The organism is Coprococcus sp. AM100_B19A, assembly GCF_027662015.1.
Lineage (GTDB): Bacteria > Bacillota > Clostridia > Lachnospirales > Lachnospiraceae > Allocoprococcus > Allocoprococcus comes.
Genome location: NZ_JAQDKN010000001.1, coordinates 402,251 through 420,720, shown reverse-complemented (window position 1 = coordinate 420,720; position 18,470 = coordinate 402,251). Strand labels below are relative to the sequence as shown.

Sequence of the window (18,470 nt, the reverse complement as noted above, 5' to 3'; positions counted from 1 at the left end):
CTATGTCAAATGTAATCGTTAAAGAAAACGAAACGTTAGATAGTGCTTTACGCAGATTCAAAAGAAACTGTGCCAAAGCAGGAATTCAGCAGGAGATTCGCAAAAGAGAACATTACGAAAAACCAAGCGTTAGACGTAAAAAGAAATCTGAAGCTGCTAGAAAACGTAAATATAACTAATATGTGCAGAACAATAATGGAGGGTTTATGATTCATAAACCCTCCATTTTTACAGGAAAATTTTATGTGGTGGAATAGGATAATATTTGGAATAGATGGATATGAGGTTGTGATGTGGTTTCTGACTTACAGCATGATGGGATGGCTGGTGGAATCCATCTATATGTCATTTTGTAATCATAAGATTACGAACAGGGGCTTTGCAAAAGGTCCGTTTTGCCCGATCTACGGGTTTGGTGCTCTTACGGTGTTTTTTATATTACGTCCGTATAGCGACAATAGTATACTGCTGTTTTTCCTGGGATCGTTTCTTGCAACGACGTTGGAATTTCTGACGGCACTTGTGATGAAGCGCATTTTCGGTGAGATCTGGTGGGATTACCATGAGAAGCCATTTAACTACAGGGGGATCATCTGTCTGGAGAGTTCGATCGCATGGGGATTCTATACGTTGTTCCTTTTTATGTTCCTGCAGAACATAGTTGCAGCGTTTGTTGCCATGATACCGGTTCGTGCAGGGCGTGCAATTGGCAATCTGATCCTGATTGGATACATTATGGATTTTTCCGCGACAATTTATCGCCAGAAGAAAGAAAATCTTCGGGAAAGCATGGATGAGGAACAAATACAGCAGATTGAACAAGCAAAAGACAAAATGAAAGATAATTTTTTGACATAATTGTTGTTGACAAAACCATAGACTGTGGTCTATACTGTGTCTTGTAAACGACAAGGACGTCATGTACAGTTAGTACATGGCGTCTTTTTGTTTAGCGGTAAATTCCGAAGGGATTTCCTGCTAAACAAAAGGCACATTCTTTTACACATTTTTATTCGAAGTCCGGAACGAATAGCATGAAGTAGTATATGATCAAAAGAAGGAAAGCGAGGAGATTCTTATGAAACTCAAAGACACAGGACTCACAGCAGAAGAATTAAAGGACATTGTAAAAAAATATATGGTAGAAACCTATGCAAGATATGATTTTATCGCAGAACGTGCAGAAGGTATGTATCTCTACGATGAAAAAGGAGTAGCTTACCTCGACTTTTATGGTGGAGTTGCCGTAAATACACCAGGTAACAGAAATCCGAAGGTTGTCGCAGCAGTAAAAGACCAGCTTGATGACATCATGCATACATTCAATTACCCATACACAATTCCACAGGCACTTCTCGCAAAGAAGATCTGTGACACGATCGGAATGGATAAGATTTTCTTCCAGAACTCAGGAACAGAAGCCAACGAATGTATGATCAAGATGGCAAGAAAATACGGCGTTGAAAAATATGGCCCGGAACATTACCATATCGTAACAGCAATCAATGGTTTCCACGGAAGAACATACGGAGCACTTTCCGCAACAGGACAGCCGGATAATGCATGCCAGCTTGGATTCAAACCGATGCTTCCGGGATTCTCCTACGCAGAATATAACAACCTTGAAGATTTCAAGTCAAAAGTAACAGATAACACGATCGCGATCATGATCGAGCCGGTACAGGGCGAAGGTGGTGTACATCCGGCAACACAGGAATTTATCGAAGGACTTCGTAAACTCTGTAATGAAAGAGGTATGCTTCTCCTTCTCGATGAAGTACAGACCGGATGGGGACGTACAGGATCTCCAATGGCATTCATGGGATATGGTGTAAAACCTGACTGTGTAACGATGGCAAAAGCTATGGGAGGCGGAATGCCGATCGGTGCATGCTGCGCAAGCGAAGAAGTAGCTGCAGTATTTACATCAGGAACACATGGCTCTACATACGGTGGACATCCACTTGCATGTGCCGCATCTCTTGCTTCCATTTCTGAAATCCTCGACAAAGATTTAAGTGGAAATGCAAAAGTAATGGGTGAATACATGAAAGAAAAACTTGCAGAGCTTCCACATGTAAAAGAAGCAAGAGGAAAAGGACTTCTGGTAGGATGCGAATACGATATTCCGATCGCTCTTGAAGTAAAATGGGCATGCTTCAGAAGAAGACTTCTGATCACAGCGATCGGCGACAGCGTAAACCGTATGATCCCGCCGCTGATCCTTGCAAAAGAACACGTAGATCAGGCAATCGAGATCATGAGAGATGCAATCAACGAAGTTGCTGCAAAATATGAGGCAGATCAGAAGACTGCATAGTATAGACATTCCTCCGACTTATTGATATAATTGTATAAAAAATAGAGTACCGGCACAGAAATCCCCCAGTTTCTGTGCCGGTTTTTGAGGTGAAAAATATGTTAGAAAGAATGCAGCTTTTTCCGCTGAATTTTTATAAAAAAGCGAAATTTAACGGAAGTATGGGAAAAATGAACTATCGCCTGGCGAAAGAAGAAAAAAAGACCGATGAGGAAAATTCAGAAACGATTCTTGTCGGAAGTATCTGGGAAGGACCGTTTATTTATGATAAGATTCCACAGGAAAAGATCACAAAGAGAGAATTCCCATTTGCAGAAGAAGGAATCTGTCAGGCAATGGACTGGTTCAATGAGGAAGGCGAAAAAATGAACCGGGAAGTGTAAAGAAAGGTTCTATTTTCCTGTCAGAAGGCTTATTTATATAGTATCGATGGATGGAAAAAAGGAGTCTTATGATGCGCAAATTTCTGGCAGGTCTGCTTGGCATGGTTCTGTGCGTGCAGACCGTATATGGGATCCCGGTCCGGGCGGCAGATGTTTTCGAGCCGGGAGAAAGACCGAAAGCTATGCAGGATGTGATCCGGCAGGAGGATCCGGAGCAGACGAACAGAGACAATTCGGGCAATCTGACCGATCTGGAACTATCTGCTGAGTCTGCAGTTATTATGGAAGCTTCCGGAGGTCAGGTTCTCTTAGAAAAAAATGCGGATGAGAAAAGGCCCCCGGCGAGTGTGACAAAGGTTATGACGCTGCTTCTGATCTTTGATGCACTGGCAGACGGAACGATCACGCCGGATACCGAAGTCACAACTTCTGAGTACGCTGCATCGATGGGCGGATCCCAGGTATTTCTGGAAGCTGGTGAGAAGCAGACTGTGGATACAATGATCAAGTGCATTGCTGTGGCAAGTGCCAATGATGCCTGCGTGGCGATGGCAGAAAAGATTGCCGGGAATGAACCGGCTTTTGTGGAAAAGATGAATCAGAGATCGGCAGGGCTTGGAATGACGAATACCCATTTTGTCAACTGCAATGGACTGGACACGGAAGGGCATCTGACGACAGCGAGAGACATTGCACTGATGTCACGGGAACTGATCACGAAGTATCCACAGATCGAGAACTACTCAACGATCTGGATGGAAAATATTACCCACACTACGGCAAAGGGCAGCAGTGAATTCGGACTGAGTAATACCAACAAACTGATCCGGCAGTATGAATACGCAACCGGACTGAAGACCGGATCCACAAGCGGTGCGAAGTTCTGCCTGTCTGCAACGGCAAGAAAAGACGGGGTCAATATGATTGCGGTTGTGATGGCAGAGCCGGATTCTAAGACACGGATAAAGGATGCCATTGCCATGTTAAACTATGGCTTTGGGAAATGCAGTATTTACCAGGATGAAAAGGCACTGGAAAAAATTGTGTATGCCGAAGTGAAACATGGAATGCAGGAGAAGGCAAAGGGAGAGACGCTGGAGGGCTTCCGGTATGTGGATACCAGTGGATCAGATCTGTCTGCCGTGGAAAAAGAGGTACAGATACAGAAACAGACTGCCCCGGTAAAGAAAGGCGACCAGATCGGAGAAGTCATTTACCGGCTGAATGAGAAAACCATCGGAAGCGTTCCGGTTTATGCGACAGAAGGTGTCGGGGAGTTGACATTTGGGGGCGCATTCCTTAAAATTCTGGAAGAAATGATGGTATAACGAAAGAGGGAAGAGATGAAGACAACAGGGATTATCGTATTGATACTGGTGATTTTTGCAGCAGCAGTTCTTGCAGAAGTATGGCGGGAGCTGCACTGCTTCAAGATTACAAGATACCGGATCAGAACCAGTAAAATAAAGGGAGATGCCGGAAAAGTACGGATTGCTTTCTTAAGTGATCTGCATAATCATGTCTATGGAAAAGAGAATGAGGAGCTGCTTTTGGCGATCAGGGAAGCAAAGCCGGATCTGATCCTGGCAGGCGGCGATATGCTGGTCGGGAAAGCCGGAAGAGACTGGACACCGGCAGCGGATTTGATGAAAAAACTTCCACAGATCGCACCGGTCTGGTGCTGTAATGGCAATCATGAGCAGAGAATGCATGAGCAGCCGGAGATTTACGGCAAAGAATATGGATATTATGAGAATGAACTGAAAAAGGCAGGGATTCATGTCCTGGTGAATGGATCAGAAGAGATCCCGGTAAACGGGATGAAGCTGCGCTTATATGGGATGGAGCTTCCATTTGGATGCTATAAAAAAGGATGGAAGGTGTGTCCGCTTACGACTGGCGAGATGGAAGAACGGATTGGCAGTGCAGAGACGGACGCATACTGCATTTTAATGGCACATCATCCGCTTTACGCAGAAACCTATTGGAAGTGGGGAGCAGATCTGGTGCTGTCCGGACATTTACATGGCGGGATTGCCAGACTTCCACTGCTTGGCGGTGTGATCAGTCCGCAGTTCCGTCTGTTTCCACGCTACAGCGGGGACTGTTATGAAAAAGACGGGAAATATATTGTGGTCAGCAAAGGGCTCGGAACCCACACGATCAATTTCCGCTTCTGGAATCCGGCAGAGTTAGTCGTACTTGATATCATCCCGGCTTTCCTGTATAATAAATAAGGTTATCGACAATTTGACTGGAAAGGATATCTATGGGAAAAGGAATACCGGTAAAGCTGCAGGTTTTTGAGGGACCTCTGGATCTGCTCTTACATTTGATCGATAAAAATAAAATAGACATCTACGATATTCCGATCGTAGAGATCACCAACCAGTATATGGAATATATCCAGGCGATGGACAGAGCAGACCTGAATGTCATGAGTGAATTTCTGGTCATGGCGGCGACACTTCTGGACATCAAATGCAAGATGCTTCTTCCAAAGGAAGTCAATGAAGAGGGCGAGGAAGAAGATCCGCGTCAGGAACTGGTAGAGCAGCTTTTGCAGTACAAGATGTACAAATACATGTCTTATGAACTGCGTGACCGCCAGGTGGACGGAGAAAAGCTGTTCTATAAGGGAGCGACTATTCCGGATGAAGTAAAGAAATACGAAGAACCGGTAGATCTGGATACGCTTCTTGACGGGCTGACCCTGACGAAGCTGAATGATATTTTTCAGGATATCCTGAAAAGACAGGCAGATAAGACGGATCCGATCCGAAGTAAGTTCGGCAAGATCGAGAAAGAAGAGGTTACGCTTCCGGAGAAACTGGAATATGTTTATGAGTATGCAAAGGTACATCACAGATTCAGTTTTCGGGATCTCCTGAAAAAGCAGGCATCCAAGGTACAGATCATTGTCACCTTCCTGGCGGTGCTGGAGCTGATGAAGACAGGAGAGATACAGGTATATCAGGAACATACGTTTGATGATATCATCATTACATCGGACGAGGGACTGCGGCAAGGAGTATAGAAGAAAATGAGAACAAAACAGTTGGAGAGTATCATAGAGGCAATCCTGTTCACTATGGGAGATTCGGTCGAGGTGAGTAAGATCGCATCCGCGATCGAGCAGGATGTGCCGACGACGGAGAAACTTATCCATAATATGATGGACAAGTATCAGAAAGAGGAGCGTGGCATCCGGATCATCGAACTGGATCATGCATATCAGCTCTGTAGCAAACCGGAGATGTATGAGTATCTGATCCGGATCGCAAAGCAGCCGAAAAAGTATGTTCTGACAGATGTCATGCTGGAGACGCTTTCAATCATTGCTTACCGTCAGCCGATCACCAAGCTGGAGATTGAGAAGATTCGCGGAGTCAAATCGGATCATGCGGTAAACAAGCTGATCGAGTACAATCTGGTCTGCGAGCTTGGGCGCCTTGATGCACCGGGACGTCCGCTGCTTTTTGGAACAACCGAAGAATTTCTGCGCAGATTCAGTGTGCAGTCTTTAGATGATCTCCCGGGCATTGAACCGGAGAAGCTGGAGACATTCAAAGAAGAAGCGGAAGATGAGGCACAGATCCGGCTGAATATTTAAAATGGAATCCATAGTATAAACGCCCGTCCCTGTTCATAAAATGGAACAGAAAAGAGCAGGAGGGAGACCGGGGCGCATGAAAAAGAATGAAAAGAAGAGGAATGGAATACCGGCACGGACCAGAAGAGGGATTCTGGCAGCGTGCATGGTATTCTTTTTTAGTTTGCAGATTTTTCAAGGAAAGATGCTATGGAGAGAATCCACAGGAGAAAGTCCGAGTAAGGTCTTATCCGGGAAAGTGCCTGCGGAAGAAAATGAACGGACACAGATAATGGAGACTACGCAGCAAAAGGAACCGGTCTCGGATGCGCAGACTGCACAGGAAAAAGAAACCCGTGAGCAGGAAAGGGAGCAGCTTCTTACCCGACTCTATGCCCGTTCCGCTGCGCTGGTGGATGCGGACAGCGGCAGGGTTCTGCTCGGAAAAGAAGAGCATGTAATGCGCCCGATGGCAAGTACAACGAAGATCATGACCTGCATTCTTGCGCTGGAAAAGGGAAATCCGAAGGACCTGGTGACAGCCTCTGCAAATGCGGTCGCGCAGCCGAAGGTTCATCTGGGAATGCACGAAGGGGAAGCGTTTTATCTGGGGGATCTTCTATATTCCCTGATGCTGGAATCCCATAATGATTCTGCAGTGGCGATCGCGGAACACCTTGCAGGATCCGTTCCGCAATTTGCCGGGTGGATGAATGAAAAGGCAGAAGAGATCGGATGCACTGAGGCACATTTTGTTACGCCAAACGGATTGGATGGAGAGGATGTGGGCGGTGTGCACAGCATTTCAGCTGCAGATCTGGCAAAAATCATGAGCTACTGTGTCCTGCGTTCTCCCAAAGCTGCAGAATTTCTTGCGATCACGCAAATGCCGGCATACAGCTTTTCTGATGCTGAGGGAAAGGAGAATTTTAGCTGCAGCAACCACAATGCATTTCTTCAGATGATGGATGGCGCGATTTCCGGGAAAACAGGGTTTACCGGGGATGCCGGATATTGCTATGTAGGGGCTTTACAGAGTGAGGATCGTACATTTGTAGTGGCACTGCTTGCCTGTGGCTGGCCAAACAACAAGAATTATAAATGGACAGATACCAGAAAACTGATGGAGTACGGAATGGCACACTATCGTTACGATGAGGTGTGGAAAATACCGGAGCTTTCGAAAATACCCGTGGAAAACGGTGTTTCCCAAAATGGTTTGTTTGGAAAAGCAGCAGTGGAAGTGGAAATCAAAGGAAAAGAAAGTCCGGGTAAGATTCTGGTCGGAGATGATGATGTGGCAGAAGAAAAGACAGAAGTACCGGAAAAACTGGATGCGCCGGTGAAAAGCGGAACACCGGTCGGACAGATCACGTATCTCTTAAACGGGGAGAAATGGGGGAGCTGCCAGGCTGTTGTAAAAGAAACAGTCAGACGGAGAACATTTACCTGGATAGCCATGAAAATGTGTGAAATGTTTTACCAATTTAATTTTTAAAACACGAGAAGAATAAAATAGATCAAGAAAATTGCTTAAATTCATCAATGGACTTTCGCGATAAGATATGTTAGCATTAGCTAGACAACAAAATAAGACAAGAAAGTTGACGGATATTTGTGAAAAGTCAGGAATTAGGCAAATTGTGTGATTTTTATGAAAAATTTCTTGTTTTTTCATATGAACAGAAGAAAAAGCAGATGCCGCCCTTTCCAATTAAATAAAAGGAGAGAAACAAAATGGAAAATTGTAAAAAATACGAGAGACAATATTTTATGCCTCCGAAATTTGAATATGATTGGGTGAAAAAAGATTATGTAGACGCACCGCCGATCTGGTGCAGCGTTGACCTGCGTGATGGAAACCAGGCACTGATCGAGCCGATGAGTCTGGATGAAAAGCTGGAATTCTTCCAGTTATTGGTTGATGTGGGATTCAAAGAGATCGAAGTCGGATTCCCGGCAGCATCTGAGACAGAGTACCAGTTCATGCGTACCCTGATCGAGAAAGACATGATTCCGGATGACGTGACTGTCCAGGTACTGACACAGGCAAGAGAGCACATCATCAAACGTACCTTTGAAGCCGTACAGGGAGCACCACATGCTGTGATCCACGTGTACAACTCAACCTCTGTTGCACAGAGAGAACAGGTTTTCAAAAAAGACAAAGAACAGGTAAAACAAATCGCCATCGACGGAGCAAAGCTGTTAAAACAGCTTGCTGATCAGACAGAAGGAAACTTTACTTTCGAGTACAGTCCGGAAAGCTTTTCAGGAACAGAGGTGGACTATGCAGTGGATGTCTGCAATGCAGTACTGGATGTATGGCAGCCGACAAAAGATAAAAAAGTAATCATCAACATTCCGACAACCGTAGAAAACGCAATGCCGCATGTATTTGCAGGACAGGTGGAATATGTAGATAAGAATCTGAAATACCGTGATGGCGTGGTACTCAGCCTTCACCCACACAACGACCGTGGATGCGGTGTGGCAACTGCTGAAATGGGTATTCTTGCAGGTGCAGACCGTATCGAAGGAACCTTATTTGGAAATGGAGAACGTACCGGTAACGTGGATATCGTGACACTGGCACTCAATATGTTCTCACAGGGTGTAGATCCGGGACTGGATTTCACTGACATTCCAAAGATCCGTGAAATCTACGAACGCCTGACCAGAATGCATGTCTATGAAAGACAGCCATATGCAGGAGATCTGGTATTTACCGCATTCTCCGGCTCCCATCAGGATGCCATCGCAAAAGGTATGGCATGGCGTGAAGCGGAAGAAAGAGATCACTGGACCGTACCGTATCTGCCGATTGATCCGAAGGACATCGGAAGAACTTACGATAAAGATGTTATCCGTATCAACAGCCAGTCAGGAAAAGGCGGTGTAAGCTACATTCTGAAACAGAACTTTGGCATCAGCGTTCCGAAAGAAATGCGTGAAGAAGTCGGCTACATGGTAAAAGATGTATCCGATAAAGCACACAAGGAGCTGACTCCGGACTGGGTATACCACATTTTTGAAGATCATTATGTAAATTACAAAGGAATCTTCTCTATCGATGAATGCCACTTCAAACAGGAAGATGGAATTATAGCAGATGCAACCATTTCCCATGCAAATGGAAAACGTGTGGTAACAGCAGGCGGTAACGGACGTCTTGACGCAGTCAGCAATGCGATCAAACAGTACTTTGGTATCAGCTATGAACTGAGCTTCTACGAAGAACATTCCCTGACACGTGGTTCTTCTTCCAAGGCATGTGCTTATGTAGGTGTCATCTGCAATGGAAAGACCTACTGGGGAGTCGGAATTGATGCCGATATCATCAAAGCTTCTATTGAGGCATTGACAGTTGCTGTCAATAAGATCGATGAACTGAAGAATGTGAATGAATGTAAAGATGAAAGAATGGTAGAGATCATGAACTATATCCAGGCAAATTATCTGGATGTATCTTTAGATGATCTGGCAGAAAAATTCTTCCTGTCCAAACCGTATCTTTCTAAATATATCAAAGAAAAATCCGGAATGACTTTCGGGGATATTGTCAAAAAAGTCAGAATGAAAAAGGCACGTGCCCTGTTAAAGAGCAGCAGCATGACCGTTGAAAATATTGCACTGACCGTTGGATATCAGAATGTAGAGCATTTCAACAGACTTTTCAAGAAGGCGTACAATATCACACCGGTACAGTTCCGCAACCAGAAATAAATAATACATAAAAATGACGAAAAAAGGGCGCAAAAAACGGGGAAAAGACGTTTTTTGCGTTCTTTTTTTGTCAATGTTTATGAATGTGAACAAAAATTCATATTTACAGACGAAAATATTGACAAAGTGAACAAAAAAAAGTAAGATACTTGTATGTTCAAAATAAAAAACAAAAGTTAAAAATTATGAAACAAGGAGGAGTGAAGACATCTGAGGATGGGGAAAAATTAACGATTGTTTTTTGTTGAATGAATTGAATACAAAAGGTTATTTTGGAGGGAAAAATAATGAACGAACATGATGAGGCGTTAAGAAAACAAACCGCCTTTTTAGGACAGCCAAAGGGTGTGGGAACCCTGAGCTTTATGCAGCTTTGTAACTCTTTTGCAAACTATGCGATGAGTGCGGTACTGATTTACTACTTATACGCAAATGCACCGGAAGGACTTGGATTCAGCAAGGCAAATGCAGCACAGCTGATCTCTTTATATTCAACAGTTGTCGTACTGACAGGTATTGTCGGAAGCTTTGTCTGCGACCGTATCTTAGGATGTCGGAAGTCTTTATTTATAGCAAGATCACTTTCATTTATTGGATATGTATGCCTTGCATTACCACTTGGTGTTCCTGGCTATGGAATCGCTATGGGATGTCTGGCAATCGGACCGATGTTCGGTGGCAGATGTCTGGATGCTCTTCTTGGAAAATTCTATGATGAATCCGATGGAAGACGTGACAGCGCTTACACGATTTCTTACGTAATTTCCAACATTGGTGCAGCAGCTCCGGTACTTTCCGGTGCAATCGCAGCAGCACTCGGATACCATGCAGCATTCGCGGCATGTGCAGTCCTTGCATTCCTGGGTATCGTTGTATATGCAGTTACATACAAACCGTTCTTCGGTAATATCGGTATTGAACCGGATGATCCGCTTCCGGATGATAAGAAACGTTCTTTCATCACAAAGATGATCATTGTACTTGTTATCTGCGCAGTTGTTCTTGCAACGCTTTTTGCAACAGGAACATTAAGTATTTCTGTATTCTCAAATGTAATCAGTACTGTATCGATCATTATCCCGATCGTATACCTGGTAGTTATTTACAAAAGTAAAAAGACAGAGCCACATGAGAAGAAGAAAATTCTCTGCCTGGTTCCGCCGTTCATCTGTAACGCAGTTACCCTGCTGATCTGGACACAGACAATTTCAATCCTTGCAATCTTCTATGAAGAAAAGGTTAACCGTGTACTGTTCGGAATTGAAGTGCCTGCAGCATCTATGCAGACAATCCCAGCAGTATTTGCAGTTATCATCGGAAGTATCCTGACAGCAGTATGGACAAAACTCGGAAAGAAACAGCCATACGGAACCACAAAGATGGGTATCGGAACAATCTTCTGGGGATTTGGAGCTTTAATCATTGCACTCCTCTATGTAATCTATCCTGGAGATGCAAAAGTCAGCGCATGGTGGATCGTATTATTCTATGCAATCCTGATGCTTGGTGAAGGATTTACCTGCCCGATCGGTTACTCAATCACGGCTGTTGCAGCACCGAAGGCATTCATGACACAGATGATGACAATCTGGTCAATGTCACAGTCTACAGGAGCTGCTCTTAACACGCTGCTTACAAACTTCTACAAAGAAGGAAGCGAAATTCCGTTCTTCGTAGCAATCGGTTTGGGTGTATGTGCAGTCGGTGCGGTTGTAGCAATCTTCAGTAAAAAGCTTGCAGTCGGAATGGGACTGGACAAGAACGCAGAAGCATAAAAGATCAGGAAATAAGTTTATGTTTCAGGAGGATGAAAAATAAATGTCAGAGAATTGTAATTATGCACCGGTCGAAAAAGTCATTCTGATCGATGACAGAAGAATTGAGATTTATTGGGGCGAACAGATGCGCCGTGCTGATAATGAAAACGATTATCTGGTAAAATACAAAGGGGAAGTACAGGAACTGGTACACTGGACCAGTGATATGACATGGGATTATGGTACGGTATACCAGAAAGAATCCATGCGTACCACACTTTCCCTGGTTCATCCGGTTGATCCGGAATGTGCAGGAGAGGTTACCGTACAGGTTGTCGGAAAGCTGACTGATGTAAAAGACAGACCGGCAGACAATGAAAAGGTCTACCAGACCGTGTATCAGCCATATTATGTAGTCCGCAAAAAAGGAACCTCCGGTATTGTAGTAAAAGCCGGAGAAAAAACAACACCGGTCGTAGTGGATAAAGCACTTGCAATTATTGATATGATGCTTGAAAAGATCCCGGAAGTAGCAGAAGAGCTCGTCCGCAGAGGCGCAGAGGTATCTGTGTTCGGACTGCTTGAGAATGCTTATGATGTCCCGGAACACAGAATGGGATATCTGCTTGCAACCCGCCACGTGGCAGGTTACGGCGGTGAGATGACGAATCCGGCATCCTCTATTTCAGAGGCAAATGTGATCCGTCTCAGAACCGGAAGATATGCAACCAGTTATCCAAATGAGATGATCCTTGTGCATGAATTCGGACATGCGATCCATCTGGTTGGAATGAATGGTCTGAAAGACCAGACGCTTGCAGACATGATCCGGAAAGCATATCAGCATGCCAGCGACAATGGTTTGTGGCCGGACACTTATGCGATCAGCAATTACGAAGAGTATTTTGCAACCTTAAGTACTGTCTGGTTCAATGTCATGCAGGAAGGTGTTGACGGACGATGGGATGGTATCCGCGGACCGGTCAACACAAGAGAGGAACTGAAGGTCTATGATCCGGAAGGATATGAGCTGATGAAGCACATTTATCCGGAGAAGACACTTCCGGAACCTTGGCATTATAATGTAAACATCTATGATATTGATGGAAAACCATACAAATCATATGATGAAAATATGAAATTCAACTTGGATTTCATTCAGTAGGAGATGGAACAATGAATACACGCATACAGAAAATTGTAGATGCTGTAAAGAAAAATGGTCATGACGGAATTGTGATCAGCAAAGGCAGCGACATCAAGTATCTGACCGGCTTTACCGGAGAATATGGAGTTGCAGTCCTGCTTTTGACAGAAAAGAAAAACTATTTTGTAACCGACGGACGGTTTGAATTCCAGGCCGCACAGGAAACAGAAGGATTTGAAGTTGTTGTCTACGGTGAAGGACTGAATTACTTCAGCCAGACCGGTAAATTGGCGGCAGAAGCAGGGGTAAAACAGTGTGCAATCTGTGGAGCAGATCTTACGTTTGATGATTATCAGGATCTGGTAAGTCAGGCGCCTGATACCAAATTCGTTTCCGAAGGGTCTTATGTAGAACCTTTACGTGCGATCAAGACACCGGAAGAAATCGAGACGATCGAACAGGCATGCCGGATTTCAGAGAGATCTTTCTATGCACTGCTTGATGTGATCAAACCGGGCGTTACGGAGATTGATATTGCAAATGAACTGGAATATCAGTTCAGAAGCCGTGGCGGCTCCGGATTCTGCTTCGAGACGATCGTAGCATCTGGTCCGGATAACGGAGCAAACTGTCATGCGACAGCATCCGATAGAAAAATCCAGCTTGGTGATTTTGTGACGATTGATTTCGGGACTTATTATCACGGATACTGCTCGGATATTACCCGTACTGTTGCAGTAGGGAAAGCCAAAAATCCGGAGCTTTACAAGATGTTTGACGTAGTCAGAAAAGCAAAGGATGCTGGTCAGAACAGCCTGAAACCGGGAATGGTTATGGGCGAGCTCAGAGATATCATCGTGAAGGTAGTAGAAGATGCAGGCTATCATATTCCACATGGTCCGGGACACAACTTCGGACTGGATATTCATGAACAGCCGTATATCTGTACCGGCAGTAAAGTGACCCTTCAGCCGGGAATGGTTCATACGATCGAACCTGGAATTTACATTCCGGGAATCGGTGGCGTCCGTCAGGAAGATGATTTCCTGATCACAGAAGATGGATACCGCAGAATTACAAATATTACAGATGCTCTGATCACATTGTAATAAAAATGTTGTCATCCTAAAAAAGTATAAAGAATGGAGGAAATCCTTATCTGGTGGTTTGCCGGATAAGGGTTTTCTTTTTTTTGCGGGGACGGTCTGCGAGGGGGAGGTAGTGGGGCAGATTTAGAAAAATATGGGGGTGAAGTCCATTGTGCAAAACATTGCGATGAGCCTCTGAAAGCGAAAATTGTGTCAGCAGAGGCTTCCACAATTGCAAAAATTTTAACAGATTTTGTTTGAAATGGTTGCGCCTTTTAGGAAAAACAAGTATAATACACTTCAAAATGGTTGCACTTTAAAATATTAAAGAATGAATGCGACGAGCGAGGCAGCATGAAAGGGCTGCGTGTATTTGAAAAAATAAAAGAATAAAAGAGGGACCAAGGGATGATTATCAGTACGAAATATCTGATTACAGGAGATGGAAAGACCGTTCTTACGGATAAGGCAGTCTATATTGGAGAGGACGGCAAGATCGGAAAAATCGCACCAAAAGAAGAGCTGCTGAAAGAATTTCCGCAGGAGGAAGTTAAGGAATATGGTGATGCGACACTTCTTCCGGGACTTATGGATATGCATGCGCATCTTGCATACGGCTATTCCCAGCCGGACAGCTTTAATTATGGGGCACAGCTGATCATGTTATATGCGTTGCAGCATGCGCAGGCTGCATTTGAAAGAGGGATCACCACGGTGCGGGATATGTCTTCAGCACATGGTGTATGCAAGAATCTGAAACTGGCAGAAAAGAAGGGATTTATCGTGATCCCGAGAATCGTGCATACGGATACCGGAATCTGCATGACGGGCGGACATGCCTGGGATGAAGTCGAGGAAGCGGACGGTCCGTGGGCAATCCGTAAAGAAATCCGTAAGCAGGTTCGCGATGGTGCGGAATGGGTGAAGATCCTGACCACCAACCGCGAATCGTATCCGGAGCTTACCCAGGAAGAACTGGATGCGGCGGTGGATGAATGCCACAGAAGAGGAATCAAGTGTGGCGTGCATGCCGGAACCAATCCGGGGATTCAGATGTGTATTGATGCCGGATTTGACACGATCGAACATGGAACCTTTATGACGCTGGATCATGCAAAGCAGATGGCAGAAAAAGGTATTGCCTGGACACCGACTATCATGGCATATACTTATCTCTATGAACTGTGCAAGGAAAATATCGAGAAGAATGGCGATGCACCGGTTAGTGATCCGGTCATGCAAAAAGAAATGGCAAATTATGAATTCTTTGAACCGGCATACAAAGCGTACAGGGATCATTTTAAAGAATTTTATGATACGGGTGTGACGGTTCTTGCCGGCACCGATATGGTGATGTATCATTCTCCGCTCTTACCGCTTCCGAGAGAACTGCAATATATGGTGGAATACGGAATTACACCGGTGCAGGCAGTACAGGTGGCAACTTCCAATCCGGCAAAGGTTCTGGGTGTGGAAAAAGAACGCGGACTTGTTGCCGAAGGACTGGATGCAGATCTTCTGGTAGTTGGCGGTGACTTAAGCAAGGATATCACCAGATTAAAAGATGTAAAATTTGTTACACTTGGCGGAAAAAGAGTCTTTGAAGACGGCATCCGTTATGTCGGAACAGGGAATATGTTTATGTAAAAAAAAGGCTTCTGCGTTGCAGAGGCTTTTTTTACACGTGAAAATTACTTGTCGAAAAATTAACAAAATAAGAGAAAACTTATCAAAAACAGTTGCGTATTGCATAGAAAGCAAGTATAATATACACGGCAGAAAATTTGATTTAATTATTAAATTTATAAAAATGGAGGGCTAGATTTATGAGCAACACAACATCATCAAACCCGGCGAGCTTAAGAATTGCCAATTTGCTCGATGAGGGAAGCTTTGTTGAAATCGGTGGACAGGTAACTGCAAGAGCAACAGATTTCAACATGCAGGAGAAAAAAGCTCCGACAGATGGCGTCATCACAGGTTACGGTGTGATCGATGGAAACCTGGTATATGTATACAGCCAGGACGCATCTGTACTGAACGGAACCATCGGTGAGATGCACGCAAAGAAGATTGCGAACATTTATGATATGGCAATGAAGATGGGCGCACCGGTGATCGGTCTGATCGACTGCGCAGGACTTCGTCTTCAGGAAGCAACTGACGCACTGAACGCATTCGGAAGCTTCTATTACAAACAGGCTATGGCTTCTGGCGTAATTCCACAGATCACAGCAGTATTCGGCAATTGTGGTGGTGGACTGGCAGCGGCAGCAGCACTTTCTGATTTTACATTTATGGCAGAGAACGGAAAATTATTCGTAAACTCTCCGAACACCATTCCGGGCAACACTGCGGACAAATGCGATACAGCAAGCGCAAAATTCCAGAGTGAAGAATCCGGAATCGTTGACGGCGTAGGAAGCGAAGAAGAAATTCTTGACGAGATCCGCTCACTCGTAGCAATTCTTCCGGCTAACAACGAAGACAACGATGCATATGATGAATGCACAGATGATCTGAACAGAGTATGTGCAGATCTTGAGAATGCAGCAGAAGATGCAGCACTTGCTCTTTCTATGATCTCTGACAATGGTGTATTCATTGAGACAAAGAAAGCTTATGCAAAAGATATGGTAACAGGATTCATCCGCCTGAACGGAATGACAGTAGGTGCTGTTGCCAACCGCTCAAAAGTATACGATGAAGAAGGCAACACAGCAGAAGAATTCGACGGCACACTCTCAGCAATGGGATGCAAGAAAGCAGCAGCTTTCGTTAAATTCTGTGATGCATTCGGAATTCCGGTACTCACACTTACAAACGTAAAGGGACTCAAGGCAACTGCATGCTCAGAAAAGAACCTTGCAAGAGAGATGGCAGCTCTCACTTATGCATTTGCAGATGCAACTGTACCAAAAGTCAATGTGATCACAGGTAAAGCATTCGGAAGCGCATATGTGACAATGAACAGCAAAGCAATCGGAGCAGACATGGTATACGCATGGCCGGAAGCTGAGATCGGAATGATGGCAGCAGACATGGCTGCGAAGATCATGTACACAGATGCAGATGCAGATACATTAAAAGCAAAGACAGAAGAATACAAAGCATTTCAGTCAAGCCCGCTTTCCGCAGCTGGAAGAGGATATGTAGATACCATCATCGAACCGGCAGATACCAGAAAATATGTGATCGGTGCATTTGAGATGTTATTTACAAAAAGGGAAGAAAGACCATCCAAAAAACACGGAACAATTTAGCGAGGTGAAGCAAAGTGAAGAAAAAGATTAGTTTAGTAGTCGCAGTTCTGGTACTTGTGCTCGGCCTTGCAGGCTGCGGGAATGCCAAGACCGTCAGCTATGACAAAGATACACTGATCCAGTCTTGTGATGCTGTTTTTGATATCATTGAGAGCGGATCCATCACAAGCGACCAGATCACAGAGATGTCAGACTGGAATCAGGGATATCTGATGGCACAGTTTGAAAACCAGACCGGTGTGCAGATGGAAGCAGACACTTTTGCAACTGCACTGGAAGGATGGAAAGCATCCCTGGAAGAATGCGGCGATTATGAAAGCCATAAAGACTATGAATTCGAGGCATCTTCTACAGGTGTTACGGTAACTGCACCGGCAACATTTTCTGACAGAAGTGCAGACCTGGAATTCGTATTCGATGAGAATATGACTCTGGAATCATTTACAGTCAATGCTCATTACGGCATGAGCGAAATCCTTGAAAAAGCGGGACTTAACACATTACTTGGTATGGGAACTGTATTCGTAATGCTTATTTTCATGAGCTTTATCATTTCCCTGATCAAATACGTTCCTGCATTACTTAACGGTACATCCAAGAAGAAAAAAGCAGAAGCTCCGAAGGCAGCACCGGCTCCGGCAGTGGCAGCAGCTGTAGAAGAGGCAGAAGAAATGGATGATACCGAACTTGTTGCAGTTATCGCAGCAGCGATCGCAGCAGCAGAAGGAACTACTACAGACGGATTTGTAGTACGTTCTATCAAGAGAAGAAAATCAAACAAATGGAATGCATAGTGCGAATAGAATCAGGAGGATTTAAAGATGAAAAACTATACAATCACAGTTAACGGCAACGTATATGATGTTACAGTAGAAGAAAACGGAAACGGAGCAGCTGCAGCACCAGTAGCAGCACCAAAGGCAGCTCCGAAAGCAGCACCGAAGGCAGCTCCAAAAGCAGCAGCCGGAGCTGGAAGCATCAAGGTAGAAGCAGGTGCAGCCGGAAAAGTATTTAAGATCGAAGCAAGCGTAGGACAGAAAGTATCCCGCGGTGATGCAGTTCTTATCGTAGAAGCAATGAAGATGGAAATTCCTGTTGTAGCTCCGGAAGACGGAACAGTTGCAAGTATCGATGTAGCAGTAGGTGATGCAGTAGAAGCAGGACAGACACTGGCTACATTGAACTAAGGAGCAA

General features: G+C 44.6%; 17 protein-coding genes. All 17 read left to right on the top strand.

All coding sequences use genetic code 11. The features are described from left to right. Positions 1-2 precede the first annotated feature (2 nt). The gene (gene rpsU, locus PGQ33_RS02085; RefSeq protein ID WP_004054229.1) at positions 3-179 is read left to right on the top strand and encodes a 30S ribosomal protein S21; all 177 of its coding nucleotides are present in this window, start codon (positions 3-5) and stop codon (positions 177-179) included. Positions 180-243: 64 nt separating this feature from the next. Beyond that, complete coding sequence (locus PGQ33_RS02080) at positions 244-858, top strand: putative ABC transporter permease (protein ID WP_008369238.1); 615 nt, start codon at positions 244-246, stop codon at positions 856-858. 220 nt (positions 859-1,078) lie between these two features. Continuing rightward, the gene (locus PGQ33_RS02075) at positions 1,079-2,320 is read left to right on the top strand and encodes an aspartate aminotransferase family protein (RefSeq protein WP_270205160.1); all 1,242 of its coding nucleotides are present in this window, start codon (positions 1,079-1,081) and stop codon (positions 2,318-2,320) included. Positions 2,321-2,418: 98 nt separating this feature from the next. Beyond that, positions 2,419-2,703 carry a hypothetical protein gene (locus PGQ33_RS02070; RefSeq protein WP_022219906.1) on the top strand — a complete coding sequence of 95 codons (285 nt, stop codon included), beginning with the start codon at positions 2,419-2,421 and terminating at the stop codon, positions 2,701-2,703. A 71-nt stretch (positions 2,704-2,774) separates the two neighbouring features. Then, positions 2,775-4,031, top strand: a complete 1,257-nt coding sequence (locus PGQ33_RS02065) for a D-alanyl-D-alanine carboxypeptidase family protein (RefSeq protein ID WP_270205177.1) — start codon at positions 2,775-2,777, stop codon at positions 4,029-4,031. A gap of 15 nt (positions 4,032-4,046) precedes the next feature. Next, positions 4,047-4,940 carry a metallophosphoesterase gene (locus tag PGQ33_RS02060; RefSeq protein ID WP_195502052.1) on the top strand — a complete coding sequence of 298 codons (894 nt, stop codon included), beginning with the start codon at positions 4,047-4,049 and terminating at the stop codon, positions 4,938-4,940. Between the two features lie 32 nt (positions 4,941-4,972). After that, positions 4,973-5,740 carry a segregation and condensation protein A gene (locus tag PGQ33_RS02055; protein WP_173685147.1) on the top strand — a complete coding sequence of 256 codons (768 nt, stop codon included), beginning with the start codon at positions 4,973-4,975 and terminating at the stop codon, positions 5,738-5,740. A gap of 6 nt (positions 5,741-5,746) precedes the next feature. Beyond that, entirely contained in the window at positions 5,747-6,316 is a 570-nt protein-coding gene (gene scpB / locus PGQ33_RS02050) for an SMC-Scp complex subunit ScpB (protein ID WP_055155895.1), read from the top strand. Positions 6,317-6,392: 76 nt separating this feature from the next. Next, a complete protein-coding gene (locus tag PGQ33_RS02045; protein WP_270205159.1) occupies positions 6,393-7,793 on the top strand; it encodes a D-alanyl-D-alanine carboxypeptidase family protein in 1,401 nt (466 codons plus the stop codon). A gap of 239 nt (positions 7,794-8,032) precedes the next feature. Continuing rightward, the gene (locus PGQ33_RS02040; protein ID WP_008369222.1) at positions 8,033-10,021 is read left to right on the top strand and encodes a 2-isopropylmalate synthase; all 1,989 of its coding nucleotides are present in this window, start codon (positions 8,033-8,035) and stop codon (positions 10,019-10,021) included. 287 nt (positions 10,022-10,308) lie between these two features. Continuing rightward, positions 10,309-11,796, top strand: coding sequence for a peptide MFS transporter (locus PGQ33_RS02035; RefSeq protein WP_270205158.1), 1,488 nt, complete (start codon positions 10,309-10,311; stop codon positions 11,794-11,796). A 43-nt stretch (positions 11,797-11,839) separates the two neighbouring features. Further along, entirely contained in the window at positions 11,840-12,943 is a 1,104-nt protein-coding gene (locus tag PGQ33_RS02030) for a hypothetical protein (protein WP_270205157.1), read from the top strand. Between the two features lie 11 nt (positions 12,944-12,954). Continuing rightward, complete coding sequence (locus PGQ33_RS02025; RefSeq protein ID WP_055247096.1) at positions 12,955-14,034, top strand: M24 family metallopeptidase; 1,080 nt, start codon at positions 12,955-12,957, stop codon at positions 14,032-14,034. Between the two features lie 387 nt (positions 14,035-14,421). Beyond that, positions 14,422-15,660 carry an amidohydrolase family protein gene (locus PGQ33_RS02020; RefSeq protein WP_270205156.1) on the top strand — a complete coding sequence of 413 codons (1,239 nt, stop codon included), beginning with the start codon at positions 14,422-14,424 and terminating at the stop codon, positions 15,658-15,660. Positions 15,661-15,839: 179 nt separating this feature from the next. Beyond that, a complete protein-coding gene (locus PGQ33_RS02015; RefSeq protein ID WP_270205155.1) occupies positions 15,840-17,276 on the top strand; it encodes an acyl-CoA carboxylase subunit beta in 1,437 nt (478 codons plus the stop codon). 14 nt (positions 17,277-17,290) lie between these two features. Beyond that, entirely contained in the window at positions 17,291-18,070 is a 780-nt protein-coding gene (locus tag PGQ33_RS02010) for an OadG family transporter subunit (protein WP_270205154.1), read from the top strand. Positions 18,071-18,097: 27 nt separating this feature from the next. After that, the gene (locus tag PGQ33_RS02005; RefSeq protein ID WP_008369209.1) at positions 18,098-18,463 is read left to right on the top strand and encodes a biotin/lipoyl-containing protein; all 366 of its coding nucleotides are present in this window, start codon (positions 18,098-18,100) and stop codon (positions 18,461-18,463) included. Positions 18,464-18,470: the final 7 nt, after the last annotated feature.